The following is a 25536-nucleotide window of genomic DNA, read 5'->3' on the forward strand; positions in this document are numbered from 1 at the left end:
CGCGTATGAGTGAACACATGAGCCTGCCCGAGGACGACCTGGACTTCGTCTCCACGGGCGAGATGGAACTGGCCGACCGCGCCGCACTGCGCCGCGTCGCCGGGCTGTCCACCGAACTCGAGGACATCACCGAGGTCGAGTACCGGCAGCTGCGGCTGGAGCGCGTCGTGCTTGTCGGCGTGTGGACCGGCAGCGACGCCCAGGAGGCGGAGGCCTCCATGACCGAGCTGGCCCGGCTCGCCGAGACGGCGGGTTCGGAGGTCCTCGACGGTCTGGTGCAGCGCCGCGACCGGCCGGACACCGCCACCTACATCGGCTCCGGCAAGGTCGCCGAGCTGCGCGAGGTGGTCGTCGCCACCGGCTGCGACACGGTGATCTGCGACGGTGAGCTCTCGCCCGGCCAGCTGCGGCAGCTGGAGGAGAAGCTGAAGGTCAAGGTCATCGACCGGACCGCGCTGATCCTGGACATCTTCGCCCAGCACGCCCGGTCCCGGGAGGGCAAGGCGCAGGTCGAGCTGGCCCAGCTGTCCTACATGATGCCCCGGCTGCGCGGCTGGGGTCAGGCGATGAGCCGCACCGGTGGTGGCATCGGCACCCGTGGTCCCGGTGAGACCAAGCTGGAGACCGACCGGCGGCGGATCAACAAGCGGATGGCCAAGCTGCGCAAGGAGCTGCGCGCCATGGGCACCGTCCGCGAGACCATGCGCGGCATGCGCAGGGCCAACGACGTGCCGAGCGTCGCCATCGCCGGCTACACCAACGCGGGCAAGTCCAGCCTGCTCAACGCGATCACCGGCGCGGGTGCGCTGGTCGAGGACGCGCTGTTCGCCACCCTCGACCCGACCACCCGGCGCAGCGAGACCCCGGACGGGCGCACCTTCACCCTGACCGACACCGTCGGCTTCGTCCGGCACCTGCCGCACCAGCTGGTCGAGGCGTTCCGCTCGACGCTGGAGGAGGTCGCCGACTCCGACCTGCTGGTGCACGTGGTGGACGCCTCCGACCCGCTGCCCGAGCGGCAGGTCTCCGCGGTGCGCGAGGTCTTCAACGAGATCATCGCCGAGCGCGAGACCCCGATGCCGCCGGAGCTGCTGGTGGTGAACAAGATCGACGCCGCCGACGAGGTCACCCTGACCCGGCTGCGCCACCTGTTCCCCGGCGCGGTGTTCGTCTCCGCGCACAGCGGCGAGGGCATCGAGCACCTGCGCGAGGTGATCGCGGAGCGGCTGCCCAGGACCGATGTCGAGCTGGAGGTCTTCGTGCCGTACGCCCGGGGCGAGGTGGTCGCCAGGGTGCACGCCGAGGGCGTCGTGCTGGACGAGAAGCACACCGACGACGGCACCGAGCTGCGCGCCCGCGTGCTGCCGCCGCTGGCCGGGGCACTGGACGAGTTCGTCGTGCGGCACTGAACCCACTGGTGTTTCATGCGTCTTTTCCGACGTGGGGGGTAAACACGTGGGTCGGCTTCGGGCTCTTCTCGGGATCACTGCTGCCCTGCTGACCCTCACCGCGGTTCCCGCTTCGGCGGATCCGGTGGAGCGCTGCCGCATCGGTGACAAGCGCATCGGTGAGCTGTCCGGCCTGGCCTCTGACGGCAAGAACTGGTACGCGATGAACGACGGCGGCACGAAGCTGACCGTCTACGTGCTGAACAAGAGCTGTGCCGTGCAGCGCGTCATCACCAACTCGACCGATCCCTTCGACGTCGAGGACCTGGCACGGGGATCGGACGGCACGCTCTGGCTCGCCGACACCGGGGACAACCGCAAGCAGCGCGAGACCGTCGCGCTGCACGCGCTCAGCCCCAACGGCAAGTCCACGCTGTACCGGCTGACCTACCCGGACGGACCGCACGACGTCGAAGCGCTGCTGCTCGACCGCAACAACGTGCCGTACCTCGTGTCCAAGGAGCCGTTCGGCGAAGCCAGGGTTTACCGGCCCGCGGGCAAGCTGTCCGCCCCGGGGCCGACGCCGTTGGAGAAGGTCGGCGCGGTGGCCCTGCGCTCCACCAGCACGCCCGGCGGCCCGGTCGGCGCCGGGATCGGCTCCGTGCTGGTCACCGGTGGAGCCGTGAACGCCGACGGAACCGTTGTGGCGCTTCGTACTTACACCGAGGCGTACCTGTTCTCGGCGCCCGACGGCGACATCGCCGCCGCGCTCGCCCGCAAGCCGGTGCGCGTGCCGCTGCCCAACGAGGAGCAGGGCGAGGCCATCGCTTTCGACAGCGACGGGTCGCTGCTGTCCGGGAGCGAGGGCAAGAACTCGCCCATCCGCGCGATCGAAGGCGCCGTCGACCTCGCCCGCAGTCAGGGCGGAGAGCAACGCACCGACCCTGCTCCGACCTCCGACGGCTCCGGCCAGGCCCAGCCGCCCGCGGAGAGCTCGTCGTCGTTGGGGGCGTTCGCCGTCGCCGGCCTCCTCGCCCTCGGCGTCGTGTTCTTCTTCAGTCGCCGCAAGCGAAACGCTAGCTGAACGGCCCCGCCAGCAGTTCGGTCAGGCGCGTGGTCATCAGGCTCTGGCTCACGGGGGAGAGCGTCAGCCAGTTCGAGCGCTCGACGATCGAGTACCGCCCGTCCGGCGTGTCCAGGAAGGTCACCGGCGATCGCGCGATGGCCTTGTTCTCCTTGTGGGGCTGCGGCCGCAACGCTGTCGCCTGGCCCATCGCCGTGGTGGCGGAGTACGTCGCCAGGAACCTCCGCGCCTGAGCCCGCTCGGCCCCCGCCGCCACCAGCTGGTCCTCGGCTGCGGTGATCGCCCCTCGGTCCGCCCACGCCGTTCCCGCCTGCTCCAACGCCGCCGCGGGCACCTGCCCCGGCTGTCCCCTGCCCGGGCCGCACTGCGGGAGCGCCGCGACCACACTGCGCGCGTGGTCGTTCCGATCCATCCAGGACAGCTCGATCGCGTCGCCGCGCCACACCGCCCTCAGACACCTTCGCCCGTGCAGGAAGCTCCCGATCCGGGTCTGCCCCGACTGGTCCGCGTACAGGACGGCGAGCTCACTGCTCGCGCCGGCGATTGCGTGCAACGCTTCGCTCAGGGCATCGGCTACGCGCACCGCGTCGCCCAGCCCGTGCTGCGCCAGCCACTCCGCCGCCCATGCCTTCGCGTGCGCTCGCCCTTCGTCGTCCACGCCGTGCTGCAGAACCACCAGCGGGTAGGGCATCATCCCGAGCCCGAGCCGCTCCCAGCAGACCTCGTAGACGACCGCCGGAACTCTCATGGCACCCGTGGCGCGACGCGATCACCAATGTGCTTCGCCGTCGCACACCCGTCCCGCCCCGGCGCCGAACTGTCCACCACGGCGATGTGCCACTTACCGCGCGGTGTCTCGAAGAGGAGTCCGCACTGGCCGGATTCCCCCTTGAGGCCCCCCTGGCCGAGAGCTCCTCGTTTTCCGCCTACGGTGACTTCTTGACGGTTGTCGAAGTCGAAAGATTCGAGCTTTCGACTCGGGAGGAATGTGAGTCCAACTGTGAGGCGCGATGTGATCTCTGGCGATGGTTTGATCTGGTGGCCGCAGTTGGGGAACGGGTCTTCGTCGGGTTCAGGGGGCCCGGTTTCGGGTCCTTGATAAGGGAAATCCGCAGGCGTCATGAGTTTGCAGACGTCAGCGGCGGTGATGGGGCCAGCGGACGTGGGTGCAGGCGGAGGTGTCGGCGTGGCAGGGATGGTGGATGGTTCCCCGGCGAGATCGGAGGTGCAGGAGACGGCGAAGGTGACCGCGACAAGTGCGACGGCGAGGCGAAGACAGTGGTTCATCGAGGGCTTCCCGGGAGGTTGTCGGCGCTGTTCCGGTCGGCGCGTTCCCATTCCTGCGCCATGCTGGCTACTTTGTTGCGGTAGGTGATGAGGGCCTTGTGGTAGTCGACCCAGAAGCGCAGAGCACCGCCCTCCTGGTCCGATGCTCGGGCGACTATCTTCGCGCGGATCGCCTGCCCAGCCTTCGACTTGCCTAGATTGATGTTCTGCGTGTTGACGTAAAACTCAGCCGCTTTTTGGACTTCTTTTTCGGCGATGTTGATCATTTCGTTGAGTTCTTTTTTCACCCAGTCGGCGGTGACCTTGTCGTAGGTGATGCCCTGGCCGAGTTGGGCGTTCACACGGTCCAGGGAGTCCCGCATGTCCTGATAGGGCGTGTCCGGAGGGGGCGCGTCGTCCCAGGCGGTCATCGGTTCCTCCTCACCGCTCGTCGTCGGAGTACTCGCCGATCACCGGCGGGGCCACCAAAGGGAGGTCGCCGACGAGGTCGTCGGTGACCGGGTACTTCCGCTGGTGCTCCTCGTTCTCCGAGCGCTGGCCGGGGGCACCGAGCGCGGGCTGCAGGAAGCCGCCGCCCGCGCCGCGCGGGGCGGGTGTGCTCGTGCGGGGAGGACCGGCGACGGGGGCAGGGCTGGTCGTGCCGGGTCGGGCGCCGCCGGGGGAGGGCGTGCTTCGTGGGGACGAGTCATGAGCAGAGGGGCCCGGTCCGTAGGCCATGCCGCCGAACCCGGAGCCCCCGAATCCGGAACCGCCGCCGCTGCCACCGAAACCGCCCGGGCGACCGTCTGCGTCCGAGGCCGTGTTGGGCGGCGGAAGCGGGGGTCTGTCCGAATTCACGAGTTCGAGATCGCCCCTGCGATTCGGGTCGGGAACGGGGTGCGGGGTCGGTGTCGGCTGCGGAACAGGTGCCGGACCGGGCGTGGGATCGGGGCCGCCGCGAACACCGTTCCAGCCGCCACTGCCTCCTCCTCCACCACCACCGCCAATGGGATCGCGCGGTGAGCGAGGCGGAGTTTCACCGCCCGCGTCGAAGAAATTGGCGGGGATCGTGGGAAACGGCGGCGTTCCGCTGTCCATCGCGGCCGCCTGCTTGTCGAGTTGGGTGCCCAACTCGATGGCTTCCCGGCGTTTCGCCTCTTTCTGCTGTTCGTAGCGAGCATGATCGGAGTTGACCAGGGTCAGCGACTGGGGTCCGAGTCCGGTCATGTTCTTGGGAAACTCCCGGCCCGGGACTTTGAGCGTCTTGACCATCTCCGAAACGCTGTTGGCCTTGGTCGCCGCGGGCTCAAGCGCGGCGCTGACCTGCTGCGCCACCTGCTGCTGGGTGTCGCCGTAACCACGAAGGCCGTCCCCTGCCTTCTTGGCCTTGGCCACCGATGGTGCCTGCCACCGACCCGCGAGCCGATCCGCCAGTGCGTTCATCCGATTGGCCAACTGGACGGCCACCGCGCCGCGTTCCTTGAAATCCCGCACGAGATGCGCCGCGGCAGCGTCAGGAACACTGCCGAGAAGATCCCGCAGCTGTTCCAGCGACATCCCGGCGTAGTTGTCCGTACTCGAGAAGTGCCGGTCACCCACCATCGACTCCCCCTTCACAACCCCCACCGCGATGCTAACGGGATGAAAGTCCACGTCGTGGGTGAATCGGGATTGCGGACGGAGGCAGACGCCGGGCATCACCGCGGATGCCCGGCGCCCCCAACGCCTACTCCAGGAAGTCCGGCCTGCCGAAGGCGGGCTTGAGGTCGTCGAACCACAGCGCCTGGTCGTCGTAGGCGGCGAAGAACGGCCGGTTCACCTTGCTCGGGTCCCTGGCCTGGAGGAAGCGGCAGACGAAGACCTTCTCGCCGCCGACCTCCGCCGTGCCGTCGAGCACCACCTTGCCGGGCGACGCGGACATGACCGGTCCGCGTGCGGTCCGCTCCAGTCCGGACACCTGGTTGATCGCCTCGCGGTAGATGTCGACGACCTGGTGCAGCGGAAGGGCGAAGTAGTCCCGTGCGCCGGTGTCCCGCTCCACGAACATGTAGTAGGGCACGACGCCGATGCGCACCAGCTCGCGCCACATCGTGGCCCATGCGTTCGCGTTGTCGTTGACGTGCTTGACGATCGGGGCCTGGGCCCGGATCACCGCGCCGGTGTTCCTGATGCGGCGGACGGCCTCGTGCACCGCTTCGGTGCGCAGCTCCTGCGGGTGCGAGAAGTGCGCCATCACGGCGACGTGTTTTCCTTGCGCGACAAGGCGTTCGAACAAGCGCAGCAGCGCGTCGGCGTCCGGGTCGGTGGTGAAGCGGTACGGCCAGTACGACAGGGCCTTGGTGCCGAAGCGCACGTTGCGGACGTGCTCGAACCCGGGCTCCAGCAGCGGTTCCACGTAGCGCGCCAGCAGCTGCGTCTTCATGATCATCGGGTCGCCGCCGGTGAGCAGCACGTCGGAGATCTCCGGGTGCGCGCGCAGGTAGCCGAAGACCCGCTCCGGCCGGTCCACCTGCTGCTTGAGCTCGGAGATGCCGACGAACTGCGCCCACCGGAAGCAGTAACCGCAGTACGAGTGGCAGGTCTGCCCGTTGGCCGGGAAGACCAGCGCGGTCTCCCGGTACTTGTGCTGCACGCCGGACAGCTGTCCCTCGACGTCGCCGGGGACGTTCTTCTCCATCTGGTCGCCCGGGTGCGGGTTGAGCTCCTTGCGCAGCGGTTCCACCGCCGCGCGTAACTCGGCCCGGTTGGCCCCGGCGTCCAGCATCGCCGCGACGTGCTGGTACATCGAGTCCGGCAGCATGTCCCGGTGCGGGAAGGTGAGCCGGAAGATCGGGTCGTCGGGCGCGGCCGACCAGTCGATCAGCTCGTCCAGGACGTAGTTGTTCACCTTGAACGGCAGCACGGCGCTGACCACCGCGATGTCGCGGCGCAGCTCGGGCGCGAGCCGGCTCACCTGGGGGAGGTCGGCGAGCTTCGACCCCGGAGTGGACGTCATACGTTGCTCTGGTTGGGTGATCATCGCCCCCGAATGTACGTGCGGCTGATCCGGCCGGACTACCGCCGATCGCAGGGCTCGCGCGTCCACCGATCGTGTCCTGCCGCCACGCGTTCGCCGTAAACCGAAAGGCGGTCGCGTGTCAGGCGTCCACGTCCGGGCTCACGCCCGAGATCCGGACAGGGTTGTACCCGCCCCGGAGCTGGGAGGGAGTCCCCGGGGCGGGTGCGTCGAGGGGGCGGCTACAGGCGGCGCAGCACCGCCACGACCCGGCCGAGGACAGCCGCCTCGTCACCGAGGATCGGCTCGTAGGCGGGGTTGTGCGGCAGCAGCCAGACGTGGCCGTCGCGCCGCTTGAAGGTCTTCACGGTGGCCTCGCCGTCGATCATCGCCGCGACCACGTCGCCGTTCTCGGCGGTGGGCTGCTGGCGCACGACCACCCAGTCCCCGTCGGTGATCGCCGCGTCGACCATGGAGTCGCCGACCACCTTCAGCAGGAACAGCGAACCCTCGCCGACCAGCTCCTTGGGCAGCGGGAAGACGTCCTCGACGGCCTGCTCGGCCAGGATCGGCCCACCGGCGGCGATCCGGCCGACGACCGGGACGTAGGCGGGCAGCGGGCGGTCGGCGGCCTGCTCGGCCTGGGCGTCCGGCTCGGGGGAGCGCACGCCGTAGGCCCTCGGCCGGTTCGGGTCGCGGCGCAGGTGGCCCTTGCGCTCCAGCGCCCGCAGCTGGTGGGCGACGGAGGAGGTGGAGGTCAGGCCGACCGCCTCACCGATCTCACGGACGCTCGGCGGGTAGCCGTGGCGCTCCACCCAGTCCCGGATCACCTCGAGCACCCGGCGCTGCCGGGGGGTGAGCGCGGTGTCGTCGGTGGCCTCGCCGGTGACCCCGTCGGCGACCAGCTGGTCGCCGCGGTCGGGGAAGACGCGGACCTCGGCCCGCGCTCCGAGTTCGCCGGTCGCGCCGGCCGAGCCGGTCCTGTCGCCGGTTCCCTCGCGTGTCACCGTCCTCGCCCTCCCTGGTCGCTGGTGTGCGTCACGCCGTGAACGCTAGCCGTCACCGCGCGAGAGATCAAACAGGTGTTCGAATCCCACGCCTTCGGGTCGGCTCGGTGGTTCGGCTCGATTTCCGCGGCGCCGGGTGGTAGACATTCGCACAGCAGTTCGATCGAACGCGTGTTCGATCTTACTGTGCGACCGAGGCGAACGGTAGGACGAGGAGGCGTGTCATGGCGAGCCTGACGCGTACCGAGGCGGAAATCCGGCCCGAGGACGAGCAGCGCGCTCGCCGGGTGGTCGTCGAGCTCCACCGGCGCCCTCTTCGCAGGCATCCCGGGCGCGGCACGGTGATCGTGCCCGCTCCGGCGCACGCCGTCATCGCCTGCCGGGTCCGCAGGCGGAGCAGGGCGGCGCGGGTGCGCGGGGTGCTCGGCGCCCTGGTGCTCACCGCCGTCGCCGTGGTCGCGCTCGGCCTGCTGGCCCAGCTGCGCGGCGTCGGGGACGGGCCCGACGTGCCCGAGGCGGTCTCCGTGGTGGAGGTCGACCCCGGCGAGTCACTGTGGCAGCTGGCCCGCCGCGTCGCCCCCGACTCGCCGTCGGGCGCGGTCATCGACCGCATCGTCGAGCTCAACGAGCTGTCCGACCACGTGGTCTACCCGGGGCAGCCGCTGCGCGTGCCGGACGGGCGCGCCCGCTCCTAGCAGTGCGCCACGCCCGGGGCGTCCTCCTGCCGGGCGATGAAGACTCCCATTTAGAGTGACTTTCACGCCCGTTCTCTGGCCAGGCGAGTTGCATCTCGCTGCCGCGGTGCATAGGTTCTACCCCAACATCTAGTGGTGACGTCGGTGTAGTTAGTCCACAGGTTGGGTTCACGCGGTTTTCACAGCGTGTCGTTTCCGGCACGCTCGGTTCACCGTTTCCGCATCCGGGACGCCCGCCGCGCGGCCACCGAACCAGCGGCATGAGGGAAGGGGTGAGCCGGGTGCGTTGCCCGTTCTGCCGACACTCCGACTCCCGGGTCGTCGACTCGCGTGAGGTCGACGAGGGCCAGGTGATCCGGCGCAGGAGGTCCTGCACCGAGTGCGGCCGCCGGTTCACCACGGTCGAGGAGGCGGTCCTCGCCGTGGTCAAGCGCTCCGGCGTCACCGAGCCGTTCAGCCGGGAGAAGGTCGTGCGCGGCGTGCGCAGGGCCTGCCAGGGCCGTCCGGTCGACGAGGACGCGTTCCAGCAGCTGGCCCAGCGGGTGGAGGAGGCGATCCGCTCCACCGGTGCGGCCGAGGTGCCGAGTCATGAGGTGGGGCTGGCGATCCTCGGCCCCCTCCGGGAGCTGGACGAGGTCGCCTACCTGCGCTTCGCCAGCGTCTACCGGTCCTTCAGCTCGGTGGAGGACTTCGAGAAGGAGATCGCGGACCTGCGCCAGGCAGGCTCCGACGACGGCACAGCAGGCGCAACAGCGGAGGCGACCAGCGGATGAGCGCGGGGTCAGACGACGACAGGCCGCGACGCAAGCGCGGCACCGCGACCGCTGCGCCCGCCGCCGGGAAACGGCGAGGCGGGAAGCAGAAGGGCGGCACCGACACCAGCGGGACCGCCGCGACGCCGAGGACGGCGTCCAACGAGCAGCAGGCACGACCGGACCGGACGGGGAGCTCGGACGAGGTCGTGCAGGCCAATGTGGAGCAGCAGGAGAGAGGGAAGGTCATGACGGAGACCGTCGGCGCTGGCGGGACAACGGCGGCGTCAGGGGGCAAGGGCGGCGGACTGCGCGTGCAGCGCGTCTACACCACCGAGGGCGTGCACCCCTACGACTCGGTCACGTGGGAGCGCCGCGATGTGGTGATGACCAACTGGCGCGACGGCACGGTGAACTTCGAGCAGCGCGGCGTCGAGTTCCCCGAGAGCTGGTCGGTCAACGCGGTCAACATCGTGACCAGCAAGTACTTCCGCGGTGCCGTGGGCTCGGACAAGCGCGAGCACAGCCTGCGCCAGCTCATCGACCGCGTGGTGCTGACCTACGTGAAGGCGGGCGTCGACCACGGCTACTTCGCCAGCGCCGCCGACGCGGAGATCTTCGAGCACGAACTCACCTGGATGCTGCTCCACCAGGTGTTCAGCTTCAACTCCCCGGTCTGGTTCAACGTCGGCACGCCCTCCCCGCAGCAGGTCTCCGCCTGCTTCATCCTGGCCGTCGACGACACCATGGAGTCGATCCTCAACTGGTACAAGGAAGAGGGTCTGATCTTCAAGGGCGGCTCCGGCGCCGGCGTCAACCTCTCCCGCATCCGCTCCTCGCACGAGCTGCTCTCCTCCGGCGGCAACGCCTCCGGCCCCGTCTCCTTCATGCGCGGCGCGGACGCCTCCGCGGGCACCATCAAGTCCGGTGGCGCCACCCGCCGCGCCGCCAAGATGGTCATCCTCGACGTGGACCACCCCGACGTGGAGGAGTTCATCGAGACCAAGGCGCGCGAGGAGGAGAAGATCCGCATCCTCCGCGACGCCGGTTTCGACATGGACCTCGGCGGCAAGGACATCACCAGCGTCCAGTACCAGAACGCCAACAACTCCATCCGCGTCTCCGACGAGTTCATGCGCGCGGTGGAGGACGGCAACTCCTTCGGGCTGCGCTCGCGCACCGACGGCGAGGTGGTGGCCACCACCGACGCCAAGGCCCTGTTCCGCAAACTGGCCAAGGCCGCGTGGGAGTGCGCCGACCCGGGCATCCAGTACGACGACACGATCAACGCCTGGCACACCTGCCCCGAGTCGGGCCGGATCACCGCGTCGAACCCGTGCAGCGAGTACATGCACCTGGACAACTCCAGCTGCAACCTCGCCTCGCTGAACTTGATGAAGTTCCTGCGCTCCGACGGCACCTTCGACGCGGAGACCTTCGCCAAGGCCGTCGAGCTGGTCATCACCGCGATGGACATCTCGATCTGCTTCGCGGACTTCCCGACCGAGCCGATCGCCGACACCACGCGCAAGTTCCGCCAGCTGGGCATCGGCTACGCCAACCTCGGCGCGCTGCTGATGGCCACCGGCCACGCCTACGACTCCGACGGCGGCCGTTCGCTCGCGGCGGCGATCACCTCGCTGATGACCGGCACCGCGTACAAGCGCTCCGCGGAGCTGGCCGGGGTCGTCGGCCCCTACGAGGGCTACGCCCGCAACGCCGAGCCGCACCGCAGGGTCATGCGCCAGCACGCCGCGGCCAACGACCTGGTGCGCACGCTGCACAAGAACGACTCCGCGGTGCACAAGCTGGCCACCATCGCCTGGCAGGACTGCCTGGAGGTCGGTGCCCGCAACGGCTGGCGCAACGCGCAGGCCAGCGTGCTCGCGCCCACCGGCACCATCGGCCTGATGATGGACTGCGACACCACCGGCATCGAGCCGGACCTGGCGCTGGTCAAGTTCAAGAAGCTGGTCGGCGGCGGCTCCATGCAGATCGTCAACCAGACCGTGCCGCGCGCGCTGGAGTCCCTGGGCTACCAGGCCGAGCAGGTCGAGGCGATCGTCGAGTACATCGCCGAGCACGGCCACGTGGTGGACGCGCCGAGCCTCAAGCAGGAGCACTACGAGGTCTTCGACTGCGCGATGGGTGACCGTTCGATCGCCCCGATCGGGCACGTGCGGATGATGGCCGCGGTGCAGCCGTTCATCTCCGGCGCGATCTCCAAGACCGTCAACATGCCGGAGTCGGCGACGGTGGAGGAGGTCGAGCGGATCTACTTCGAGGGCTGGAAGCTCGGCCTCAAGGCGCTGGCGATCTACCGCGACAACTGCAAGGTCGGCCAGCCGCTGTCGGCGGGCAAGACCGCGCGCGCCGCCGGGGAGACCCAGCCCGAGACGGTCGTCGAGTACCGCCCGGTCCGCAAGCGTCTGCCGAAGAAGCGCCCCAGCCAGACCGTGTCCTTCACCGTCGGCGGTGCCGAGGGCTACCTGACCGCGGGTTCCTTCCCCGACGACGGCCTCGGCGAGATCTTCGTCAAGCTCGGCAAGCAGGGCTCGACCCTGGCGGGCGTGATGGACGCGTTCTCGATGTCGATCTCGGTGGGTCTGCAGTACGGCATTCCGCTGGAGTTCTACGTCTCGAAGTTCATGAACCAGCGCTTCGAGCCTGCCGGTATGACCGACGACCCGGACCTGCGGATCGCCACCAGCGTGCTGGACTACCTGTTCCGGCGCCTCGCGCTGGACCACCTGCCGCTGGAGAAGCGCGCCGAGCTCGGCATCTTCACCGCCGAGGAGCGTGCCGCCCAGGTCGAGCAGGGCTACGGCTCCGACGTGGACCTGACCAGCCTGCAGACCACGGTCGACGCCACCCCGCAGCCCGCGCCGCAGGTGGAGAAGGCCAAGTCCGACTCCGAGTCCGCGGGCAAGGTCGGCAGCTCCATGGAGATGCTGGAACTGCGCCAGGGCAAGGCCGCCGACGCGCCGCTGTGCTTCACCTGCGGCACCAAGATGCGGCCCGCCGGGTCCTGCTACGTCTGCGAGGGCTGCGGCTCGACGTCCGGCTGCAGCTGACTCAGGACTCTGACGGGGTGTCTGCCGACGAGGCAGGCACCCCGTCAGTCTGTCCGCCGGATCGAGCGCTCGACGTCCAGCAGGCAGGCGGCGAGGCGGTCGGGCATGGACAGGAACGGGGAATGGCCGCTCGGCAGGGTGTGGACCTGTGCGCAGGGCAGGGCGGTGTGCATGCGGCGCTGGGTGGTGATGCCGAGTGCGCGGTCGTTGAGGCATTCGACGTACACGCGGGGGACGCGGCCGAAGTTCTGGTCGGTGAGAAGGACTTCCGGGCCTCCGAGGGGGATGGCGGGTTCGGGGACGAGCTGAGCTGATGCCCACGAGGCGATGGCGGGAGGGCAGTCCTCGAAGAGCACCTTCTCGGGCTCGGCCACGGTGAGTTCGCCGTTGGCCAGCACGAGGTGATCGCGCAGGACGGACTCGGTGTCATCGCGCATGACATCGGGTGGGAGAACGCCGTTGGGAAGCAGGAACGCGGCGACGTAGACGAGCGTGCGCACGTGTTGCGGGGCCAGCTCGGCGACGGCGGAGATCTGCATGCCGGAAGAGCTGTGGCCGACCAGGATCACGGGCTCGGGCTGGGCCACGACGAGGTCGCGGATCTCTTCGACGGTGGCGCGGTCAGGGGTGTGCACGGTGTGCCCGGCGTGGCGGAGTGCGGCGGCGACGCGGTCCCAGCACCAAGCGCCGTGCCAGTGCGCGTTGACGAGGACGTATGTGTGCATATCGCACACGTTATCTGTGTGCTTTGCACGGAACAAGTGGCAGGATGTCCGCGTGGCAACGAAACGGGGCGGGCCTGAGCTGTTCCGGCTGGTGCGATTCTGGTCGCGCAGGTGGGCGGCGGAGGTGGCCGGGCGCACCGACGAGAGGGTGCACGTCCAGCACGTCCAGGTGGTGGAGGCGGTGAGTCTCACCGGGGACACCGCGGGCATCGCGCATCAGCTCGGGGTGGACCGGTCGGTGGCGAGCCGGATGATCACCGAGGCGGTGGCCGCCGGGTACGCGGTGCGCGAAGCGTCGCCGGTCGACGCGCGGCGGGTGACAGTGCGGCTCACGGACGCGGGGATGGAGCTGCTGGACGCCTCGCACCGGTGGCAGCAGGAGCGGTTCGACAGCCTGGTCGCGCACTGGGAACCGGGCGACCGCAAGCGGTTCGCGGACTACTTGCGCAGGCTGGCGGCCGAGGTGGTCGACGAGCGGTAGCGCGCGATGACCTTGAAGGTCGCGACGGTGATCAGGAGGTAGGCCGGGACGGCGAGCAGTGCCTCGGGGGCGACGATCTCGACGGGCGCCCCGGCCGCGCGGCCGAGGACGATCCTGTTGGCGGACAAGAACGTCAGGTGCAGGGCGATGCTGGTCCACAGAGAGCCGGTCGTGGTCCTCGCGACGAGCAGGGTGTAGCCGAAGAGCGCGAGCAGGAGCAGGTACGAGATCGGCTCCTCGCCGACCGGGGCGATCGACGGCGGAGGCGTTTCCTTGCCCAGCAAGGCGGAAACTCCTGCGGTGACCACTGTGGACAGACCGGGTGCGGCCATGAACAGCGCGGTGGTGAAGGCCGTCGCCCAGCCCTGCTTGTGGCGCTCGCGCAGGTTCTGGAAGACGTAGCCACGGAACACCAGCTCCTCGGGCAGGGCCTCCAGTGCGAAGGCGATCACGGCGTTGGTGCCGAGGAAACCCAGGAGCGCCGGCAGGTCCAGGGGTCCCCAGCGCAACCAGCCGAGCGCGGTCGCGCCGCCGATCGTGACCATCGCCGAGCTCGCGGTGACGAGGAAGCCGAGGCTGAAGTCGCGCGCCGACCAGCGGAATTCCAGATCGGACAGCGGGCGGCGGTCCACCCGCCTGCACAGCAGGATGATCAGCGGGACCGCGATGCCGCCGCACAGCAGGGCGGCGACCAGCTTGTTCGCGCCGCTGCCGCCCGCCACGCCGAGGGCGATCGCGAAGACCGCGGTGCCCAGGAGTGCTCGGATGTACGGATGCATGCTGTCCCTCCTCAATTTCGTACGACTGTACAGAAAAAATCGGGGGTGGCTAGAGTGGGGGTGTGCCGAAGATCGTCGACCACGACCAGCGCAGGCGGGAGCTGGCCACAGCGGTGTGGCGGGTGGTCCGCCGGGACGGGCTGGGCGCCGCGTCGGTGCGCGCGGTCGCCAAAGAGGCCGGCTGGTCGCCCAGTTCGGTGCAGTACTACTTCGCCACCCAGGACGAACTGCTCACCTTCGCCATGCGGATGACCGTGGAGGGGGCCGACGAGCGGCTGCGGGACGAGGCGGGGGTGTCGCAAGACCCGAGGGTGCTGGCTCTCGCGATGCTGGAGCGGTTGCTGCCGTTGGACTCGGATGCGCGGATCGCCACGGAGTTGTGGGTGGCGTTCCTGTCCCGTGTGCTTGTCGACGCCGAGGCGCGGGATTTCAACGCCACGACAGCGCGTGAGACCTCGGAGCTGTTCGCAGGGCTGGTCGGGGGACTGCGCGACGCCGGGATGACCCCCGCGCAGATCGATCTCGATGTGGAGACGGACCGGTTGCACGCGCTCTTCGACGGCCTGTCAGTGCAGGTCGCGACTGACTCGGAGCGGATGACGCCGGAACGCGTGCGCGCGGTGGTCGTGGCTCACATCGACTCGTTGTTGCTGCCGGAACACCGCGGGGCGTGGCATGATCCGCCGCGATGACCTACACCTCCGACAACGGGAAACGCACTACCGACTCTCTTGACGGGCTCTCCGTCGGCGACGCGCTCGGCGCCCAGTTCTTCGTCCCCGGCTCCTCGGTGCCGGACCTCCTCGCCGGTAAGGCCCCACCGCCCCCGTGGCTGTGGACCGACGACACGGAGATGGCCTGCACTCTGGCCGCCGAACTTCGAGATCATGGCTCTGTACAACAGGATCGGCTCGCGATGGCGTTCGCGGAGCGCTGCGAGCCCTACCGCGGCTACGGGCCCGGCGCGGTGGTGATCCTGCGCCGCATCCGCGAGGGCGAGCCTTGGCGCACGGCCGCCGCGTCGGCCTTCGACGGCCAGGGGTCCTGCGGGAACGGGGCGGCCATGCGGGTCGCTCCGCTCGGTGCGTACTTCGCCGGTGACCCGGCGCGCGCAGCGCGCGAGGCCGAGCTGTCCGCCGAGGTCACCCACCTGCACCCGGAAGGGATCGCCGGAGCCGTCGCGGTCGCCCTCGCCGCCGCGCACGCCGCCGATCCCGGGATCACCGCGCGCGACCTGCTCGGCGCTGTCCTGGACCAGATGGCTGAAAGCCAAGTGAGACAGGGAATTGCCAAAGCCGCCGGGCTGTTCGGTTGCTCTACGGCCGAGGCGGCGTACCAACTCGGTAACGGGGCCAGGGCGACCGCGCAGGACACGGTTCCCTTCACCCTGTGGGTGGCCGCGACCCACCTCGACGACTACGCGGCCGCGATCACCGCGTGCGTCGAGGCGGGCGGGGACGTGGACACGACAGGGGCCATCGCCGGCGGGGTGGTGGCCACGCGCTCGGCGATTCCGCAAGCCTGGCTCGCCGCGCGGGAATCACTTCCTCGCTGGTAAGCGAGGGCTATTTCCTAGAGGAGCCGTTCGGTGGCGGCGCGAAATGCGTCCGGGTTGACCTGGGCGCCGCCGCTGTACGGATTCTCCAGCTGGGAGATAGCGAAGAGCAGCAGCGTGATGGTCGCCGTCAGGGACACCACGATAATCACGTGCGGGACCAGGTTGGGTCCGCCGAACAGATACGGAAATGAAACGGACATAATTCCGCCGATGATCAGCGCGAACCACACCACACTGTTCACGCCCTTGCCCGCGGCGTCCAACCGGGCCTGCCGGGACTGGTAGACCTGCCACAGCTGGTTGGCCGCCTCGGCCTGCCTGCTCTCCTGCCAGTCGCCATCGGGCTTGGCCTCGGCGATCACCGTCTTCAGCCGCTCCAGGGTCTGCGCGCCGGTGGCCACCACCGGCGCGCCCTCGCGCATCCGGGGCCACTCCTCGTTGACCACGGCGGCCGAATAGGTCCTGACCAGCTCTTTTACCTGGTCCTTCGTCGGCTCGGGGAGCGAGCTGCCCGCCCAGTGCACCGCGACCAGGGCGTTGGCCTCCGCCGCGGAGTCGGTGCGCGCCTTGGCGGCTGCGTCGAACAGCGAGATCAGCACGAAGGCGACGAGCACCGCGTGCAGGCCGCCGACCACGGCGAACACGCTGCCCGCCGAGGAGTTGTTCCGCTCGTCGTCCCAGCCGAACTTCTTCTGCAGCACCACCGCCACGGTGGCGGCCACGGCCGAAGCACCCAGGACCCAAAGCAACCCAATGGTGTAGATATTCAATTCGGCCCCTTTCTGGTGCAGAATTACATCACGGCGGGCTTGGGTCGTACAGTCGCTGAACAGATGGGACAGAAGGCGTCCGCGCCGGGTGAAAACACGGTGCGATACCGGAAGTGGTGCTCGAATGTCGTATTCCGTTGCTCCATTACGGTGGCGGGGTCGAATGGTCGTCCTGTGCGGCACGGCCCTGTTGCTGGTCGCCGTCGTCCCGTTCCCCGACGGTGACGCCGCGCCGCCGGTCTGCACCGCCTACCAAGTGCGGACGACGGGGCACGGTTCGCTGTCCACCCTGCTCCGCGTCCAGTCGCCGTCGTGGAACCCGGTTTCCCAGCGGCAGCTGGACTTCGCGGTGAACGCGATCGGCTTCGCGCGCTCGCAGGGGCTGACCTACGGCATCGCGTCGCGGGATCGGAACGGACCGTTCCGGCACATCGCGCACGTGGTGACCATCGACAACCAGGGGCGTGCCACCGACCTCGGCCCCGTGCGCAAGTCCGGGCCGGTTCGCTTGCCGCACAGCGGTTTTCTCGACGCGTACGCGGGCGCCGTCTCCGGGAACCGGCTTTACCTGCGCGACGACTCCACGCTGTACGCGCTGGACGTCAACCCGTCCAGTCCGACCTTCCTCGGCGTGCTGAGCGCGGTGCGGATGCGACCGAGCTGGCCGGTCGAGGGTGTGGACGACTTCGCGGTCAACGAGGCGGACGGGCAGCTCTACGGTGTGTCCTCCAGCGGGCCGCTGCACGGGATCCTGGTCCGGATCAACCCCTCCACCGGTGCTGTCACCGCACTGCCGACGCACCCCGAGCTGCCCGGCTGGTCCTCCTACGGCGCCGTGGTGATCGACTCCGCGCGGAACATGTACGCGCTCAACAACAACTCGCACGGCGCCAGCCGGATCTTCCAGATCTCGCTGGACGGGTCCGGTGCGACGCGGGAGGTCGCACAGGGGCCTCGGCTGGTGGCCACGGACGGAGCGGGATGCCTTGCGGCGCCGCCTTCTCCGCCGCCACCCCCGCCGCCGCCGAAGCCCACGCCGACGACGCCCCGGCCCACGCCGCCACCGACGACAACGACGACCCCGGCCCCGCCCACCACCACTCCTCCGGTCACGACGGAGCCGCCACCCACCACGGTGCCGCCGCCCGTGCCGCCGCCGAAGCCGAAGTCCAAGCCGCTCCCCGTGTCCGACCTCAAGAAGGAGGAGGTCGCGCAGTCCTCGCTCACGCCGGCCCGGAAGTGGACCATGGCAACGGTCGTCATGGTGATGATGGGCGCGGGAACGGCTGCGGCGGCGTACCGTAATCGCCGGTGAGATCGCCGGTGCCAAGGGGGACAAGGACATGAACGCGCTCAGCAAGCTCGGCACGGCCCGCGTCGCCCTGACCGCGCTGACCGGGGTCACGGCGCTGTACTTCGTGCTGATCGTCCTCGGCAACGTGACCGACTACGGCACGAACGAGCAGTTCGTCCAGCACGTGCTGGCGATGGACACCACGTTCAACGACCCCGACGTGATGTGGCGGGCGATCACCAGCCCCGCCGTCGTCACGATCGCCTACCTGCTGATCATCGCGTGGGAGGCGGTGACCGCGGTGGTGCTGGTCGCCTCGGTCGTCGCGTGGCTGCGGCGGGGCCGCGAGGAGACCGCGCGGCGGCTGGCCGTCCTCGGCTGGGTGATGGCGGTGCTGCTGTTCGGTGGCGGGTTCATCGCGATCGGCGGCGAGTGGTTCCAGATGTGGCAGTCCTCGAAGTGGAACGGCATGGAGGCCGCGTTCCGCAACGTCGTCATCGCCTCGATCGGCCTGATCATCGCGCTCGGCGGCGCACGCGCGCGGGACTAGCGGTGGGTCTTGTAGTACTTGCTGACGCGGGCGCGGTTGCCGCATGAGGGCTTGCACCACGCCTGCCGCGGGTGCTGCTTGACGAAGTAGAGCACGCACCGCGGAGCCGGACATGCTTGCAGGCGTTCGCGTTCCGGTCCGGCCAGGAACTCGATCGCTGCCTGCGCGAGGGTAGCCAGGACCGTGGCGGTCGCGTCGGTCGGCTCAGCCTGTTCGACCAGCGAGGGCGTACCGTCCGTGGGCCAGGCGAGCTGCGTCAGCCGGGGGCGCGCCGCCGCGTTCAGCACCGCGACGGCCTCCTGCTGGTCCACGAGCCGGTTCGCGTCGGCCTTGCTCGGCGGGCCGGGGCGGACCGCGAGGGCGAACAGCGAGCGGATCGCGCGGCGCAGCTCGACGATCGCGGGCAGCGAGGCGTCCGGCAGCCGCGTGCCGAGGCGTTGCGCCACCCACTCGGCCGAGAGGGCGTCGGCCACGCCGCCGTGCCCGTCGTGCCGGATGGTGCTCACGAAGTCCAGGACCAGGTCCACGGCGACAGTCTAATGGCTTTTCGGCGAGCAACCATGTAGCTTCCCTAATGGTTAAGTCTCCGAAACCCATTAGGGAGATGCCGTGCTTCCGCTTCGCGGGCTGCCGTCCCTCGCCGGACCGCTGCCGTCCTTCGCTCCCGCGACCGCGCCCCCCGCTCCCTCGCCGCTGTTCGCCGCCTGGCTGGCGGAGGCGGTCGAGGCCGGTGTGCGGGAGCCGCACGCCGTCACCCTGTCCACTGTGGACGGACGTGGTCGGCCGTCGGCGCGGGTGCTGATCCTCAAGGACCTCAAGGGGGACGGCTGGCAGTTCGCCTCGACGCGGGCCGGTCGGAAGGGCCGGGAGCTGGCCGCGAATCCCCGGGCGGCGCTGACCTTCTACTGGTCGGCGCTGGGCAGGCAGGTGCGCGTGCGCGGCGCGGTGAGCGCGGCGGGAGCCGACGTCAGCGCGGCCGACTTCCTCGGCAGGAGCCCGAGCGCCCGTGCGGTCGCACTCGCCGGCAGGCAGGGGCAGCGGCTGACGGACCCGGGGGAGGTCGGTCCCGCCGTGGAGCAGGCCCGAGCGCGGATCGACGCCGATCCGGGGCTGGTGTCGCCGGACTGGACCCTCTACACGCTGCACGCCGACGAAGTCGAGTTCTGGCAAGGAGATCCCGACCGGCGGCACATCAGGCTGAGCTACCGGCTCGGCGAGGACGGATGGACGAAGGAGCTGCTGTGGCCGTGACCCGACGACTGGCCGAGATCGGCAAGGGGCATCGCAGGCTCCTGTCCCTTGTGGACGGAGCGGATCTCGCGGCGCCGTCGGCGCTGCCCGGCTGGTCCCGGCTGCACGTGGTGGTGCACGTGGCGAACCTGGCCGCGGCGTTCACCCGGCAGGCCGAGTACGCGTTGGCCGGCCGCACGATCGAGGTCTACGACGGCGGAGCCGCCGGACGCGCGGCCGCGATCGAGGCCGGGGCCGCCCGGCCCGCCGAAGAGGCCCTGCGCGGGCTCTCAGCGGCCACGACGGAGCTGGAGCGGGTGTGGGGCACTGCGGGCGAGGCGGACTGGCGGCGGCCGGTCAGCTACCGGCAGGGCGACCTGGCCGGAACGGTGCTGGCCTACTGGCGGGAGCTGGAGGTGCACACCGCCGACCTCGATCTCGGGTACCGCACCTCGGACTGGCCGGACGAACTGTGCGCGCACCTCGAGGAGTTCCTGGGTTCTCGTCTTCCCGAGGGCGCCGGGTTGGTCGGCACGGCCCAGGAGCGTGCCGCGCAACTCGCCGGTCGGGCGCCGTGTCCGGTGGATCTTGGACCATGGCCGTGAGCCGGATGGGTGCCGAGCGGGTCGCCGTGGGCCGAAATCACGCTTGGCCCTGCCTGTAAGTGGTAATACTGGCCTTCGTGTTCGCCTATCTCCCCGTCTCCGGTCCCGTGTGCTTCGAGCCGGACGGCATGCGGCTGCGCTGGAAGGCGGGCTGCGCCGAGGCGAGCTACGTCGGCGACTTCGTCGCCTGGCCGGACATCCGCGATGCCGACCCGTTCGCGACTCCGCCGGAGCTGCGGTTACGGGACGGCCGCACGGTCTTCCTCGCCGCGGAGCAGAGCGAGGAGCTGGCCGAGCGGCTGTGGGCGGCCGGGGTGACGCTCGTGCACCGGCCCGACGTGTGGGGGCACCTGCTCGAACCGTTCCTGGACCGCGACTACGAGGAGGTCAAGGAGCGGATCGAGGACAACCTCCGGTACTGGGGTTTCACCGAGGCCGAGGTCGACCTGTTCCGGGAGCGGGTCCGCTGGCGGATGCTGCTGTTCACCCGCTTCGGCGGGGAGTGGACCACCTACGGGCAGGCCGACCTCGTGCTGGCGTGGTTCCTGCTGCGCATCCCGCCGATGTTCGTCAGCCCCGGCGACTACCGCCGGTTCCGCAGGCTCAACGACGAGATCGCTGATCGACCCACCCAGGGCGGCACCCGGTAAACCTATGCTGGCCCGATGAGGGTGCGCGATGCGGTCGCGGGGCTGGCGGCGGCCGCGGTGTTCGCCGCGGTGCTGGTGCTCGGGCCGGACGCCGGGAAGGTGCGCGGGGTCGCGGTCGAGGCGCCCCCGCCGGTGGCAGCCACCTCCGAGCGCCCGGTGGTGCGGCCCGCCCTCAAGACGGGGGACAACCCGTTGCTGGGGACCGGAATCGGGCTGCGCGAGATCACCTGCGGGCTCCCGAAGTTCGGCAGGGCGGCCGAGCAGCTGCGGAGCTACTACAAGGCCATGATCACTTGCATGGACGACGCCTGGCGGCCCGCGCTCGAACAGGCCAACCTGCCGTTCAGCTCGCCGGAGCTGAACATCGAGGACAAGCCGGTGACCGGCTGCGGCCCTGCGCCCTCCGGTGACGAGGCGACCGCGTTCTACTGCGGCGCGGACCGGACGATCTACGTGCCGAGGGCGACCGTGCTCGACGCCGTGGAGTCGCACCGGCCCGGCCACCTGAACCTGCTCGGGCACGAGTACGGCCACCACGTGCAGCTGCTCAGCGGGATCGCGGTGGCCAACGGCATGGCGGTGCGCAGGGCGGGCGAGAAGACCCCGGCGGGCCTCGAGCTGATCCGCCGCCAGGAGCTGCAGGCCAACTGCTTCTCCGGCCTGTTCATCGCCGCCGCGGCCGGGCGGGGCACGGTGACCAGGCAGCTCGCCGACGCCGCCGTGCGCTCCTTCAACGACACCGTCGCCGACGACACCCACGGCAAGATCCCCAACCAGGTGCGGTGGGGAACGGACGGGTTCCGCAAGCGCACGACCGCCGCCTGCAACACCTACAGCGCCCCCTCCGCACAGGTGGCCTGAACACGGGCGAACTGGGTGAACCCGGAAATTCGGGCTATCGCGGTGCCGGGCCGAGTCGCTAGCGTGCCAGAGGGTAGGCACCGCTCCGACGAGGAACGGAGACACCCGTGAGGATCGCGGACGTGTTGCGCGGCAAGGGGTCGGCCGTGGCGACCATCGAACAGCAGAGTCCGGTGACCGCGCTGCTCGCGGCACTGGCCGAGCACAACGTCGGCGCGCTGGTCGTCGTCGACGCCGAGGGCGGGCTCGCCGGGATCGTCTCCGAACGCGATGTCGTGCGGCGGCTGAACGAGCGCGGCGCGGACGTGCTGGCCGGGCCGGTCTCGGCGATCATGACGAGCAAGGTGTTCACCTGCGGACCGGAGGAGACCGTCGACACCCTCACCGTGCAGATGACCGAACGCCGCATCCGGCACGTCCCGGTGCTCAGCGACGGCGCGCTCGTCGGCATCGTGAGCATCGGTGACGTGGTGAAGAGCCGGATCTCGCAGCTGGAGGAGCACGGTGAACAGCTCCAGGCCTACATCGCCCAGGGGTGAGCTGGCTACCGTGGCCCCGTGGAGATTGGTTTCGCGGCCCCGGTGTCCGGTTCCTGGGCGACCCGCCCGAACCTCGCTCGCGTGGCCCGGCGCGCGGAAGAGCTCGGCTACCACTCGCTGTGGACGTTCCAACGGCTGCTGTCGCCGGTGGACGGGTCCTGGGGTGAGCCGTACCGGGCTGTGCAGGACCCGATCGTCGCGCTGTCCTACCTCGCGGCGCTGACCGAGCGGATCAGGCTCGGCGTCGCCGTGCTGAACCTGCCGTTCTGCTCGCCGGTGGTGCTGGCCAAGCAACTCTCCACACTGGACATCGTGTCGGACGGCCGCCTCGACGTGGGGCTCGGCATCGGCTGGGCGGCCGAGGAGTTCGCCGCGGCCGGGGTCGATCAGCGCGGTCGCGGGCGCAGGGCCGAGGAGTTCATCGCCGTCCTCCGTGCACTGTGGACGGACGAAGAGGTCGAGCACGAAGGGGAGTTCTACCGCGTTCCGCGCACCAGGATGGACCCGAAGCCGGTCCAGCGGCCGCATCCGCCGGTGTTGCTCGGGGCGAAGGCCGAGGCGGCGCTGCGGCGCACCGGGCGGCTCGCAGATGGCTGGATCAGCAGCAGTAGCACAGATCTGCGCACCATCGGCGACTCGATCGCGATCGTCCGGGAGGCCGCGACCGAGGCGGGGCGCGACCCGTCGGCCCTGCGCGTCGTCTGCCGCGGGCCGGTCATGGTGCGCCCGGAAGGCGCTGCCGGGCGGCGTCCGCTGACGGGGTCGTTCGCCGAGATCCGCCGGGACCTCGCCGTGCTCGCCGAACAGGGCGTGACCGAGGTGTTCATCGACCTCAACTTCGATCCGGAGATCGGTTCGCCGGAGGCCGACCCCGAGGAGTCGATGCGGCGCGCCGAGGCCGCGCTGACCGAGCTGGCGCCTGCCTAGCCGCCGAACCAGCTCGCCGCGTCGAGCCGGACCCCCTCGGCTGGGGCCAGGGTGCGCAGTGCCGACTCGACCTGCTGAAGCCTTTGTGCGCCAAGGGCTTCCTCCCATTCCGCGCGCAGCTTGTCGAAGATCGCGGCCGAGCGGGCGAGCGAGTCGATGCCGCGCGGGGTGAGCCGGACGAGCTTGCGCCTGGCATCCCCGGCATCGTCGACGCGCTCGGCGTAGCCCAGGGCGACCAGGCGGTCCACCGTCTTGCCCGCGGCCTGTTTGGAGACGCCGAGCCGCCTGCCCAGCTCGCTCGCGGAGGCTCCGGTGATCCCGATCGCCTGCATCGCGAAGCCGTGGGCCGGGCGCACGTCGGGATGACCCTGTTCGGCCAGCTCGGCGTGCAGCCGGTCGATGATCGCGCGGAACCCGGCGAACAGCAGTAACGGCAGTTCGAAGCCGGGGGGCTTGCGCAACTCGACAACCTGGTTTACCTTTTCGTCAACCACGTTGTCGAGTTTACCCGGAGGCCGCATGTTCACCGACCACACGATCGACACCGCCCCCGCGGCCTCGCGCCGGGCCATGGAGGCGACCAAGGCGAAGTTCGGCTTCGTGCCCGTGCCGGTGGCCCGGCTCGCCGAATCGCCGCACCTGCTGGACGGCTTCCTCAGGCTGAGCGGGATCTTCGAGAGCACCACGCTCGACATGACCTCCCGCGAGACGGTGATCATGACGGTGGCCGTGCGCAACGGCTGCCAGGTGTGCATCGAGATGCACGCGGCGAAGCTCGCCGAGCACCCGGAGCTGGTCGCGGCGCTGCGCGAGCAACGCGTGTTACCCGAGGAGCGGCTCGAAGCCGTGCGGCGGTTCACCCTCGCGGTGCTGGAGACCGCGGGCGCCGTCGACGACGAGGAGCTGTCGGCTTTCCTGGCGCACGGCTACACGAAGCAGAACGCGTTGGAGGTGGTGCTGGGCATCGGCACGTACACGATGTCCACTCTGGCGAACCGGCTGACGCGGGCCTAGGGCCGGGCCACCGTCAGCCACGTTCGCAGGCCGAGGCCCAGCAGTGATCGCGCCGACCTGCTGGGCAACGAGGCCAGTTTCGGGGCCATCGCGGGCAGCCGGTGGTGCCGGCCGAGCGCGACACCGCGGGCGGCGTTCAGCGCGGCGACGGGGTGGTTGTCCAGCACGCTGTGCGGCATGTCCCGGAAGGGCACGAGCACCCCGTCCGGCAGCAGCCGCGCGGTCCGCTCGGCCACCGGGCGCACGGTCCGCAGGTCGCGCTCGGCGGTCAGCACCGCGGTGGGCCAGCTGAAGTCCTCCAGGGCGCTGAGCAGGCACCGCGGCTCGCCCTCGAACGCGGGGAAACCCTTGGCGTGCTTGGCGAAGGCCACGGCCTGGTCCAGTGGGAGGCCGTCCGGTTCGAGGTCGTAGAGCTCGCGGTAGTTCATCGCCGAGACCAGGTCCAGCTCCAGCACGTACCGGCTCGGCTTGCCCAGTTCCTCGTCGGCCACCCGGTGCATCCAGCGCCACGGCCCCCACCGGCCCGCGGCCACCGCGTCGAGCAGCCGGTCCACCAGGGCGGGCCCGCCCAGCTCGTAGAAGACGGGGATCACGCTGCCGGTCTCCTCGACCGGGATCACGCCGCTGTCCACCAGTTCGCGCAGCTTCGCGGCCACGCACGCGGTGGCCGGGTCGTCGCCGTGCCAGAGCAGCCGCCGCACCTCGTCCCGCGCGACCGCGAAGTCCGAAACGGTGGAGTAGGTGGAGTCCAGGACCATCCCGGCGACCCGTTCGGGGTGCTTGGCCCCGAAGGTCTGCGCCAGGTACGCGCCGTAGGAGCTGCCGAACACCACCGCGCGGTCGATGTCGCAGTCGTCGAGCACGGCGGCCAGGTCGTCGGCCGCGGCGTCCACGGTGAGCGCGCCGAAGGGCAGGTCGTGGCCGTGCTCGTCGTGCCGGGACAGGCCGATCCCGCGGTGCTCCACCATGATCACGTCGAACTCGCGGCGGGCGGCCAGCGTCCGCTGCCGGTGGTAGGGCAGCACCGAGGCGAGGCCGGGGCCGCCGGGCAGGATGAGCAGCGGCGTCGCGCCCCTGCTGCCCTCGCGGACGTAGGTCAGCTCGAACCGGCGGGAACCGCCCTCGATCATCGGCCTGCTCAGCCTGCGCACCGACGGGCGCTGGCGGAACTCCGCGATCACCCGCTCACTGCGCTGGTCCCGCTTCCGCTCGCGTCGTGCGTCCCATTCCGTGTCCACAGTGGACATCCATCCCCCTTCGGCCCCGCCCCCGGTGAACGAGCGGGGCGGCCG

General features: G+C 70.2%; 28 protein-coding genes. 17 read left to right on the top strand and 11 right to left on the bottom strand.

Translation table 11 applies throughout. The annotated features are described in order from the left end of the window. The first annotated feature begins 17 nt into the window (after positions 1-17). On the top strand, positions 18-1409 hold the full coding sequence (gene hflX / locus BLT28_RS36555) for a GTPase HflX (RefSeq protein WP_407638784.1): 1392 nt from the start codon (positions 18-20) through the stop codon (positions 1407-1409). 46 nt (positions 1410-1455) lie between these two features. Continuing rightward, a complete protein-coding gene (locus BLT28_RS36560; RefSeq protein WP_043810875.1) occupies positions 1456-2472 on the top strand; it encodes a hypothetical protein in 1017 nt (338 codons plus the stop codon). Here the strand turns inward: BLT28_RS36560 and BLT28_RS36565 are convergent. The 5 genes from BLT28_RS36565 to lexA all read right to left on the bottom strand — a co-directional run bounded on the left by BLT28_RS36565 (position 2465) and on the right by lexA (position 7740). After that, on the bottom strand, positions 2465-3220 hold the full coding sequence (locus BLT28_RS36565) for an ESX secretion-associated protein EspG (protein ID WP_030428610.1): 756 nt from the start codon (positions 3218-3220) through the stop codon (positions 2465-2467). The two genes, BLT28_RS36560 and BLT28_RS36565, sit on opposite strands and share 8 nt — an antisense overlap. 535 nt (positions 3221-3755) lie before the next feature. After that, positions 3756-4169, bottom strand: a complete 414-nt coding sequence (locus BLT28_RS36575) for a hypothetical protein (RefSeq protein WP_030428609.1) — start codon at positions 4167-4169, stop codon at positions 3756-3758. Positions 4170-4179: 10 nt separating this feature from the next. Next, positions 4180-5439: a hypothetical protein gene (locus tag BLT28_RS36580; protein ID WP_156050720.1), complete on the bottom strand. Its 1260-nt coding sequence runs from the start codon at positions 5437-5439 to the stop codon at positions 4180-4182. 25 nt (positions 5440-5464) lie between these two features. Further along, complete coding sequence (locus tag BLT28_RS36585) at positions 5465-6757, bottom strand: KamA family radical SAM protein (RefSeq protein ID WP_052407109.1); 1293 nt, start codon at positions 6755-6757, stop codon at positions 5465-5467. A 218-nt stretch (positions 6758-6975) separates the two neighbouring features. Then, the gene (gene lexA, locus BLT28_RS36590; RefSeq protein WP_030428606.1) at positions 6976-7740 is read right to left on the bottom strand and encodes a transcriptional repressor LexA; all 765 of its coding nucleotides are present in this window, start codon (positions 7738-7740) and stop codon (positions 6976-6978) included. 224 nt (positions 7741-7964) lie between these two features. On the opposite strand from lexA, the gene BLT28_RS36595 reads away from it, so the two are divergent. The 3 genes from BLT28_RS36595 to BLT28_RS36605 all read left to right on the top strand — a co-directional run bounded on the left by BLT28_RS36595 (position 7965) and on the right by BLT28_RS36605 (position 12261). After that, on the top strand, positions 7965-8435 hold the full coding sequence (locus BLT28_RS36595; RefSeq protein ID WP_052407108.1) for a LysM peptidoglycan-binding domain-containing protein: 471 nt from the start codon (positions 7965-7967) through the stop codon (positions 8433-8435). A 281-nt stretch (positions 8436-8716) separates the two neighbouring features. After that, on the top strand, positions 8717-9208 hold the full coding sequence (nrdR, locus tag BLT28_RS36600) for a transcriptional regulator NrdR (protein WP_030428604.1): 492 nt from the start codon (positions 8717-8719) through the stop codon (positions 9206-9208). A 227-nt stretch (positions 9209-9435) separates the two neighbouring features. Continuing rightward, positions 9436-12261: a vitamin B12-dependent ribonucleotide reductase gene (locus tag BLT28_RS36605; protein ID WP_030428603.1), complete on the top strand. Its 2826-nt coding sequence runs from the start codon at positions 9436-9438 to the stop codon at positions 12259-12261. 44 nt (positions 12262-12305) lie between these two features. Here the strand turns inward: BLT28_RS36605 and BLT28_RS36610 are convergent, their stop codons facing one another. Further along, on the bottom strand, positions 12306-12986 hold the full coding sequence (locus tag BLT28_RS36610) for an alpha/beta fold hydrolase (protein ID WP_030428602.1): 681 nt from the start codon (positions 12984-12986) through the stop codon (positions 12306-12308). A 52-nt stretch (positions 12987-13038) separates the two neighbouring features. Here BLT28_RS36610 and BLT28_RS36615 point away from each other — a divergent pair, with 52 nt between their 5' ends. Continuing rightward, positions 13039-13467, top strand: coding sequence for a MarR family winged helix-turn-helix transcriptional regulator (locus tag BLT28_RS36615; protein WP_030428601.1), 429 nt, complete (start codon positions 13039-13041; stop codon positions 13465-13467). Here BLT28_RS36615 and BLT28_RS36620 read toward each other — a convergent pair. Beyond that, positions 13425-14246 (bottom strand): CPBP family glutamic-type intramembrane protease, encoded by an 822-nt coding sequence (locus tag BLT28_RS36620; RefSeq protein ID WP_052407107.1) that lies wholly within the window; start codon positions 14244-14246, stop codon positions 13425-13427. The two genes, BLT28_RS36615 and BLT28_RS36620, sit on opposite strands and share 43 nt — an antisense overlap. A gap of 62 nt (positions 14247-14308) precedes the next feature. On the opposite strand from BLT28_RS36620, the gene BLT28_RS36625 reads away from it, so the two are divergent. Together BLT28_RS36625 and BLT28_RS36630 are read left to right on the top strand one after the other, a co-directional pair. Continuing rightward, positions 14309-14938 (top strand): TetR/AcrR family transcriptional regulator, encoded by a 630-nt coding sequence (locus BLT28_RS36625; protein WP_030428599.1) that lies wholly within the window; start codon positions 14309-14311, stop codon positions 14936-14938. Continuing rightward, positions 14935-15804 (top strand): ADP-ribosylglycohydrolase family protein, encoded by an 870-nt coding sequence (locus BLT28_RS36630; protein ID WP_030428598.1) that lies wholly within the window; start codon positions 14935-14937, stop codon positions 15802-15804. The genes BLT28_RS36625 and BLT28_RS36630 overlap by 4 nt, the downstream gene beginning before the upstream one ends. A 14-nt stretch (positions 15805-15818) precedes the next feature. Here the strand turns inward: BLT28_RS36630 and BLT28_RS36635 are convergent, their stop codons facing one another. Further along, entirely contained in the window at positions 15819-16526 is a 708-nt protein-coding gene (locus BLT28_RS36635; protein WP_322788472.1) for a bestrophin-like domain, read from the bottom strand. A gap of 211 nt (positions 16527-16737) precedes the next feature. Here BLT28_RS36635 and BLT28_RS36640 point away from each other — a divergent pair, with 211 nt between their 5' ends. Further along, positions 16738-17889: a DUF6923 family protein gene (locus BLT28_RS36640; RefSeq protein ID WP_030428596.1), complete on the top strand. Its 1152-nt coding sequence runs from the start codon at positions 16738-16740 to the stop codon at positions 17887-17889. Between the two features lie 28 nt (positions 17890-17917). Next, the gene (locus tag BLT28_RS36645; protein WP_030428595.1) at positions 17918-18418 is read left to right on the top strand and encodes a DUF2165 domain-containing protein; all 501 of its coding nucleotides are present in this window, start codon (positions 17918-17920) and stop codon (positions 18416-18418) included. On the opposite strand, the gene BLT28_RS36650 is transcribed toward BLT28_RS36645, so the two are convergent. Next, entirely contained in the window at positions 18415-18945 is a 531-nt protein-coding gene (locus BLT28_RS36650; protein ID WP_030428594.1) for a CGNR zinc finger domain-containing protein, read from the bottom strand. The genes BLT28_RS36645 and BLT28_RS36650 overlap by 4 nt on opposite strands. Positions 18946-19027: 82 nt before the next feature. Here BLT28_RS36650 and BLT28_RS36655 point away from each other — a divergent pair, with 82 nt between their 5' ends. The 6 genes from BLT28_RS36655 (at position 19028) to BLT28_RS36680 (ending at position 23230) form a co-directional block, all read left to right on the top strand. Then, on the top strand, positions 19028-19669 hold the full coding sequence (locus BLT28_RS36655) for a pyridoxine/pyridoxamine 5'-phosphate oxidase (RefSeq protein ID WP_030428593.1): 642 nt from the start codon (positions 19028-19030) through the stop codon (positions 19667-19669). Further along, positions 19666-20253 (top strand): maleylpyruvate isomerase family mycothiol-dependent enzyme, encoded by a 588-nt coding sequence (locus BLT28_RS36660; protein ID WP_162184819.1) that lies wholly within the window; start codon positions 19666-19668, stop codon positions 20251-20253. The genes BLT28_RS36655 and BLT28_RS36660 overlap by 4 nt, the downstream gene beginning before the upstream one ends. A gap of 77 nt (positions 20254-20330) precedes the next feature. Beyond that, positions 20331-20903, top strand: coding sequence for a hypothetical protein (locus BLT28_RS36665; RefSeq protein ID WP_030428591.1), 573 nt, complete (start codon positions 20331-20333; stop codon positions 20901-20903). Between the two features lie 15 nt (positions 20904-20918). Next, a complete protein-coding gene (locus BLT28_RS36670; RefSeq protein WP_043810868.1) occupies positions 20919-21764 on the top strand; it encodes a neutral zinc metallopeptidase in 846 nt (281 codons plus the stop codon). Positions 21765-21871: 107 nt separating this feature from the next. Further along, positions 21872-22303, top strand: coding sequence for a CBS domain-containing protein (locus BLT28_RS36675; RefSeq protein WP_030428589.1), 432 nt, complete (start codon positions 21872-21874; stop codon positions 22301-22303). Between the two features lie 18 nt (positions 22304-22321). Beyond that, positions 22322-23230: a TIGR03619 family F420-dependent LLM class oxidoreductase gene (locus tag BLT28_RS36680; protein ID WP_030428588.1), complete on the top strand. Its 909-nt coding sequence runs from the start codon at positions 22322-22324 to the stop codon at positions 23228-23230. Here the strand turns inward: BLT28_RS36680 and BLT28_RS36685 are convergent. Next, positions 23227-23751, bottom strand: a complete 525-nt coding sequence (locus tag BLT28_RS36685) for a MarR family winged helix-turn-helix transcriptional regulator (RefSeq protein WP_030428587.1) — start codon at positions 23749-23751, stop codon at positions 23227-23229. The two genes, BLT28_RS36680 and BLT28_RS36685, sit on opposite strands and share 4 nt — an antisense overlap. On the opposite strand from BLT28_RS36685, the gene BLT28_RS36690 reads away from it, so the two are divergent. Then, entirely contained in the window at positions 23750-24244 is a 495-nt protein-coding gene (locus BLT28_RS36690; RefSeq protein WP_030428586.1) for a carboxymuconolactone decarboxylase family protein, read from the top strand. The genes BLT28_RS36685 and BLT28_RS36690 overlap by 2 nt on opposite strands. On the opposite strand, the gene BLT28_RS36695 is transcribed toward BLT28_RS36690, so the two are convergent. Continuing rightward, entirely contained in the window at positions 24241-25491 is a 1251-nt protein-coding gene (locus BLT28_RS36695; RefSeq protein ID WP_052407104.1) for an alpha/beta fold hydrolase, read from the bottom strand. The two genes, BLT28_RS36690 and BLT28_RS36695, sit on opposite strands and share 4 nt — an antisense overlap. Positions 25492-25536: the final 45 nt, after the last annotated feature.

Source organism: Allokutzneria albata, from assembly GCF_900103775.1.
In the GTDB taxonomy this organism is placed as follows: domain Bacteria; phylum Actinomycetota; class Actinomycetes; order Mycobacteriales; family Pseudonocardiaceae; genus Allokutzneria; species Allokutzneria albata.

Excerpts from the sequence above, each read along its gene's own strand:
- hflX (WP_407638784.1), top strand. The coding sequence starts at position 18 with ATGAGCCTGCCCGAGGACGACCTGGACTTCGTCTCCACGGGCGAGATG.
- BLT28_RS36565 (WP_030428610.1), bottom strand. The coding sequence starts at position 3,220 with ATGAGAGTTCCGGCGGTCGTCTACGAGGTCTGCTGGGAGCGGCTCGGG.
- BLT28_RS36575 (WP_030428609.1), bottom strand. The coding sequence starts at position 4,169 with ATGACCGCCTGGGACGACGCGCCCCCTCCGGACACGCCCTATCAGGAC.
- BLT28_RS36585 (WP_052407109.1), bottom strand. The coding sequence starts at position 6,757 with ATGATCACCCAACCAGAGCAACGTATGACGTCCACTCCGGGGTCGAAG.
- BLT28_RS36595 (WP_052407108.1), top strand. The coding sequence starts at position 7,965 with ATGGCGAGCCTGACGCGTACCGAGGCGGAAATCCGGCCCGAGGACGAG.
- BLT28_RS36605 (WP_030428603.1), top strand. The coding sequence starts at position 9,436 with ATGACGGAGACCGTCGGCGCTGGCGGGACAACGGCGGCGTCAGGGGGC.
- BLT28_RS36610 (WP_030428602.1), bottom strand. The coding sequence starts at position 12,986 with ATGCACACATACGTCCTCGTCAACGCGCACTGGCACGGCGCTTGGTGC.
- BLT28_RS36620 (WP_052407107.1), bottom strand. The coding sequence starts at position 14,246 with ATGCATCCGTACATCCGAGCACTCCTGGGCACCGCGGTCTTCGCGATC.
- BLT28_RS36630 (WP_030428598.1), top strand. The coding sequence starts at position 14,935 with ATGACCTACACCTCCGACAACGGGAAACGCACTACCGACTCTCTTGAC.
- BLT28_RS36640 (WP_030428596.1), top strand. The coding sequence starts at position 16,738 with ATGGTCGTCCTGTGCGGCACGGCCCTGTTGCTGGTCGCCGTCGTCCCG.
- BLT28_RS36645 (WP_030428595.1), top strand. The coding sequence starts at position 17,918 with ATGAACGCGCTCAGCAAGCTCGGCACGGCCCGCGTCGCCCTGACCGCG.
- BLT28_RS36670 (WP_043810868.1), top strand. The coding sequence starts at position 20,919 with ATGAGGGTGCGCGATGCGGTCGCGGGGCTGGCGGCGGCCGCGGTGTTC.
- BLT28_RS36690 (WP_030428586.1), top strand. The coding sequence starts at position 23,750 with ATGTTCACCGACCACACGATCGACACCGCCCCCGCGGCCTCGCGCCGG.
- BLT28_RS36685 (WP_030428587.1), bottom strand. The coding sequence starts at position 23,751 with ATGCGGCCTCCGGGTAAACTCGACAACGTGGTTGACGAAAAGGTAAAC.
- BLT28_RS36695 (WP_052407104.1), bottom strand. The coding sequence starts at position 25,491 with ATGTCCACTGTGGACACGGAATGGGACGCACGACGCGAGCGGAAGCGG.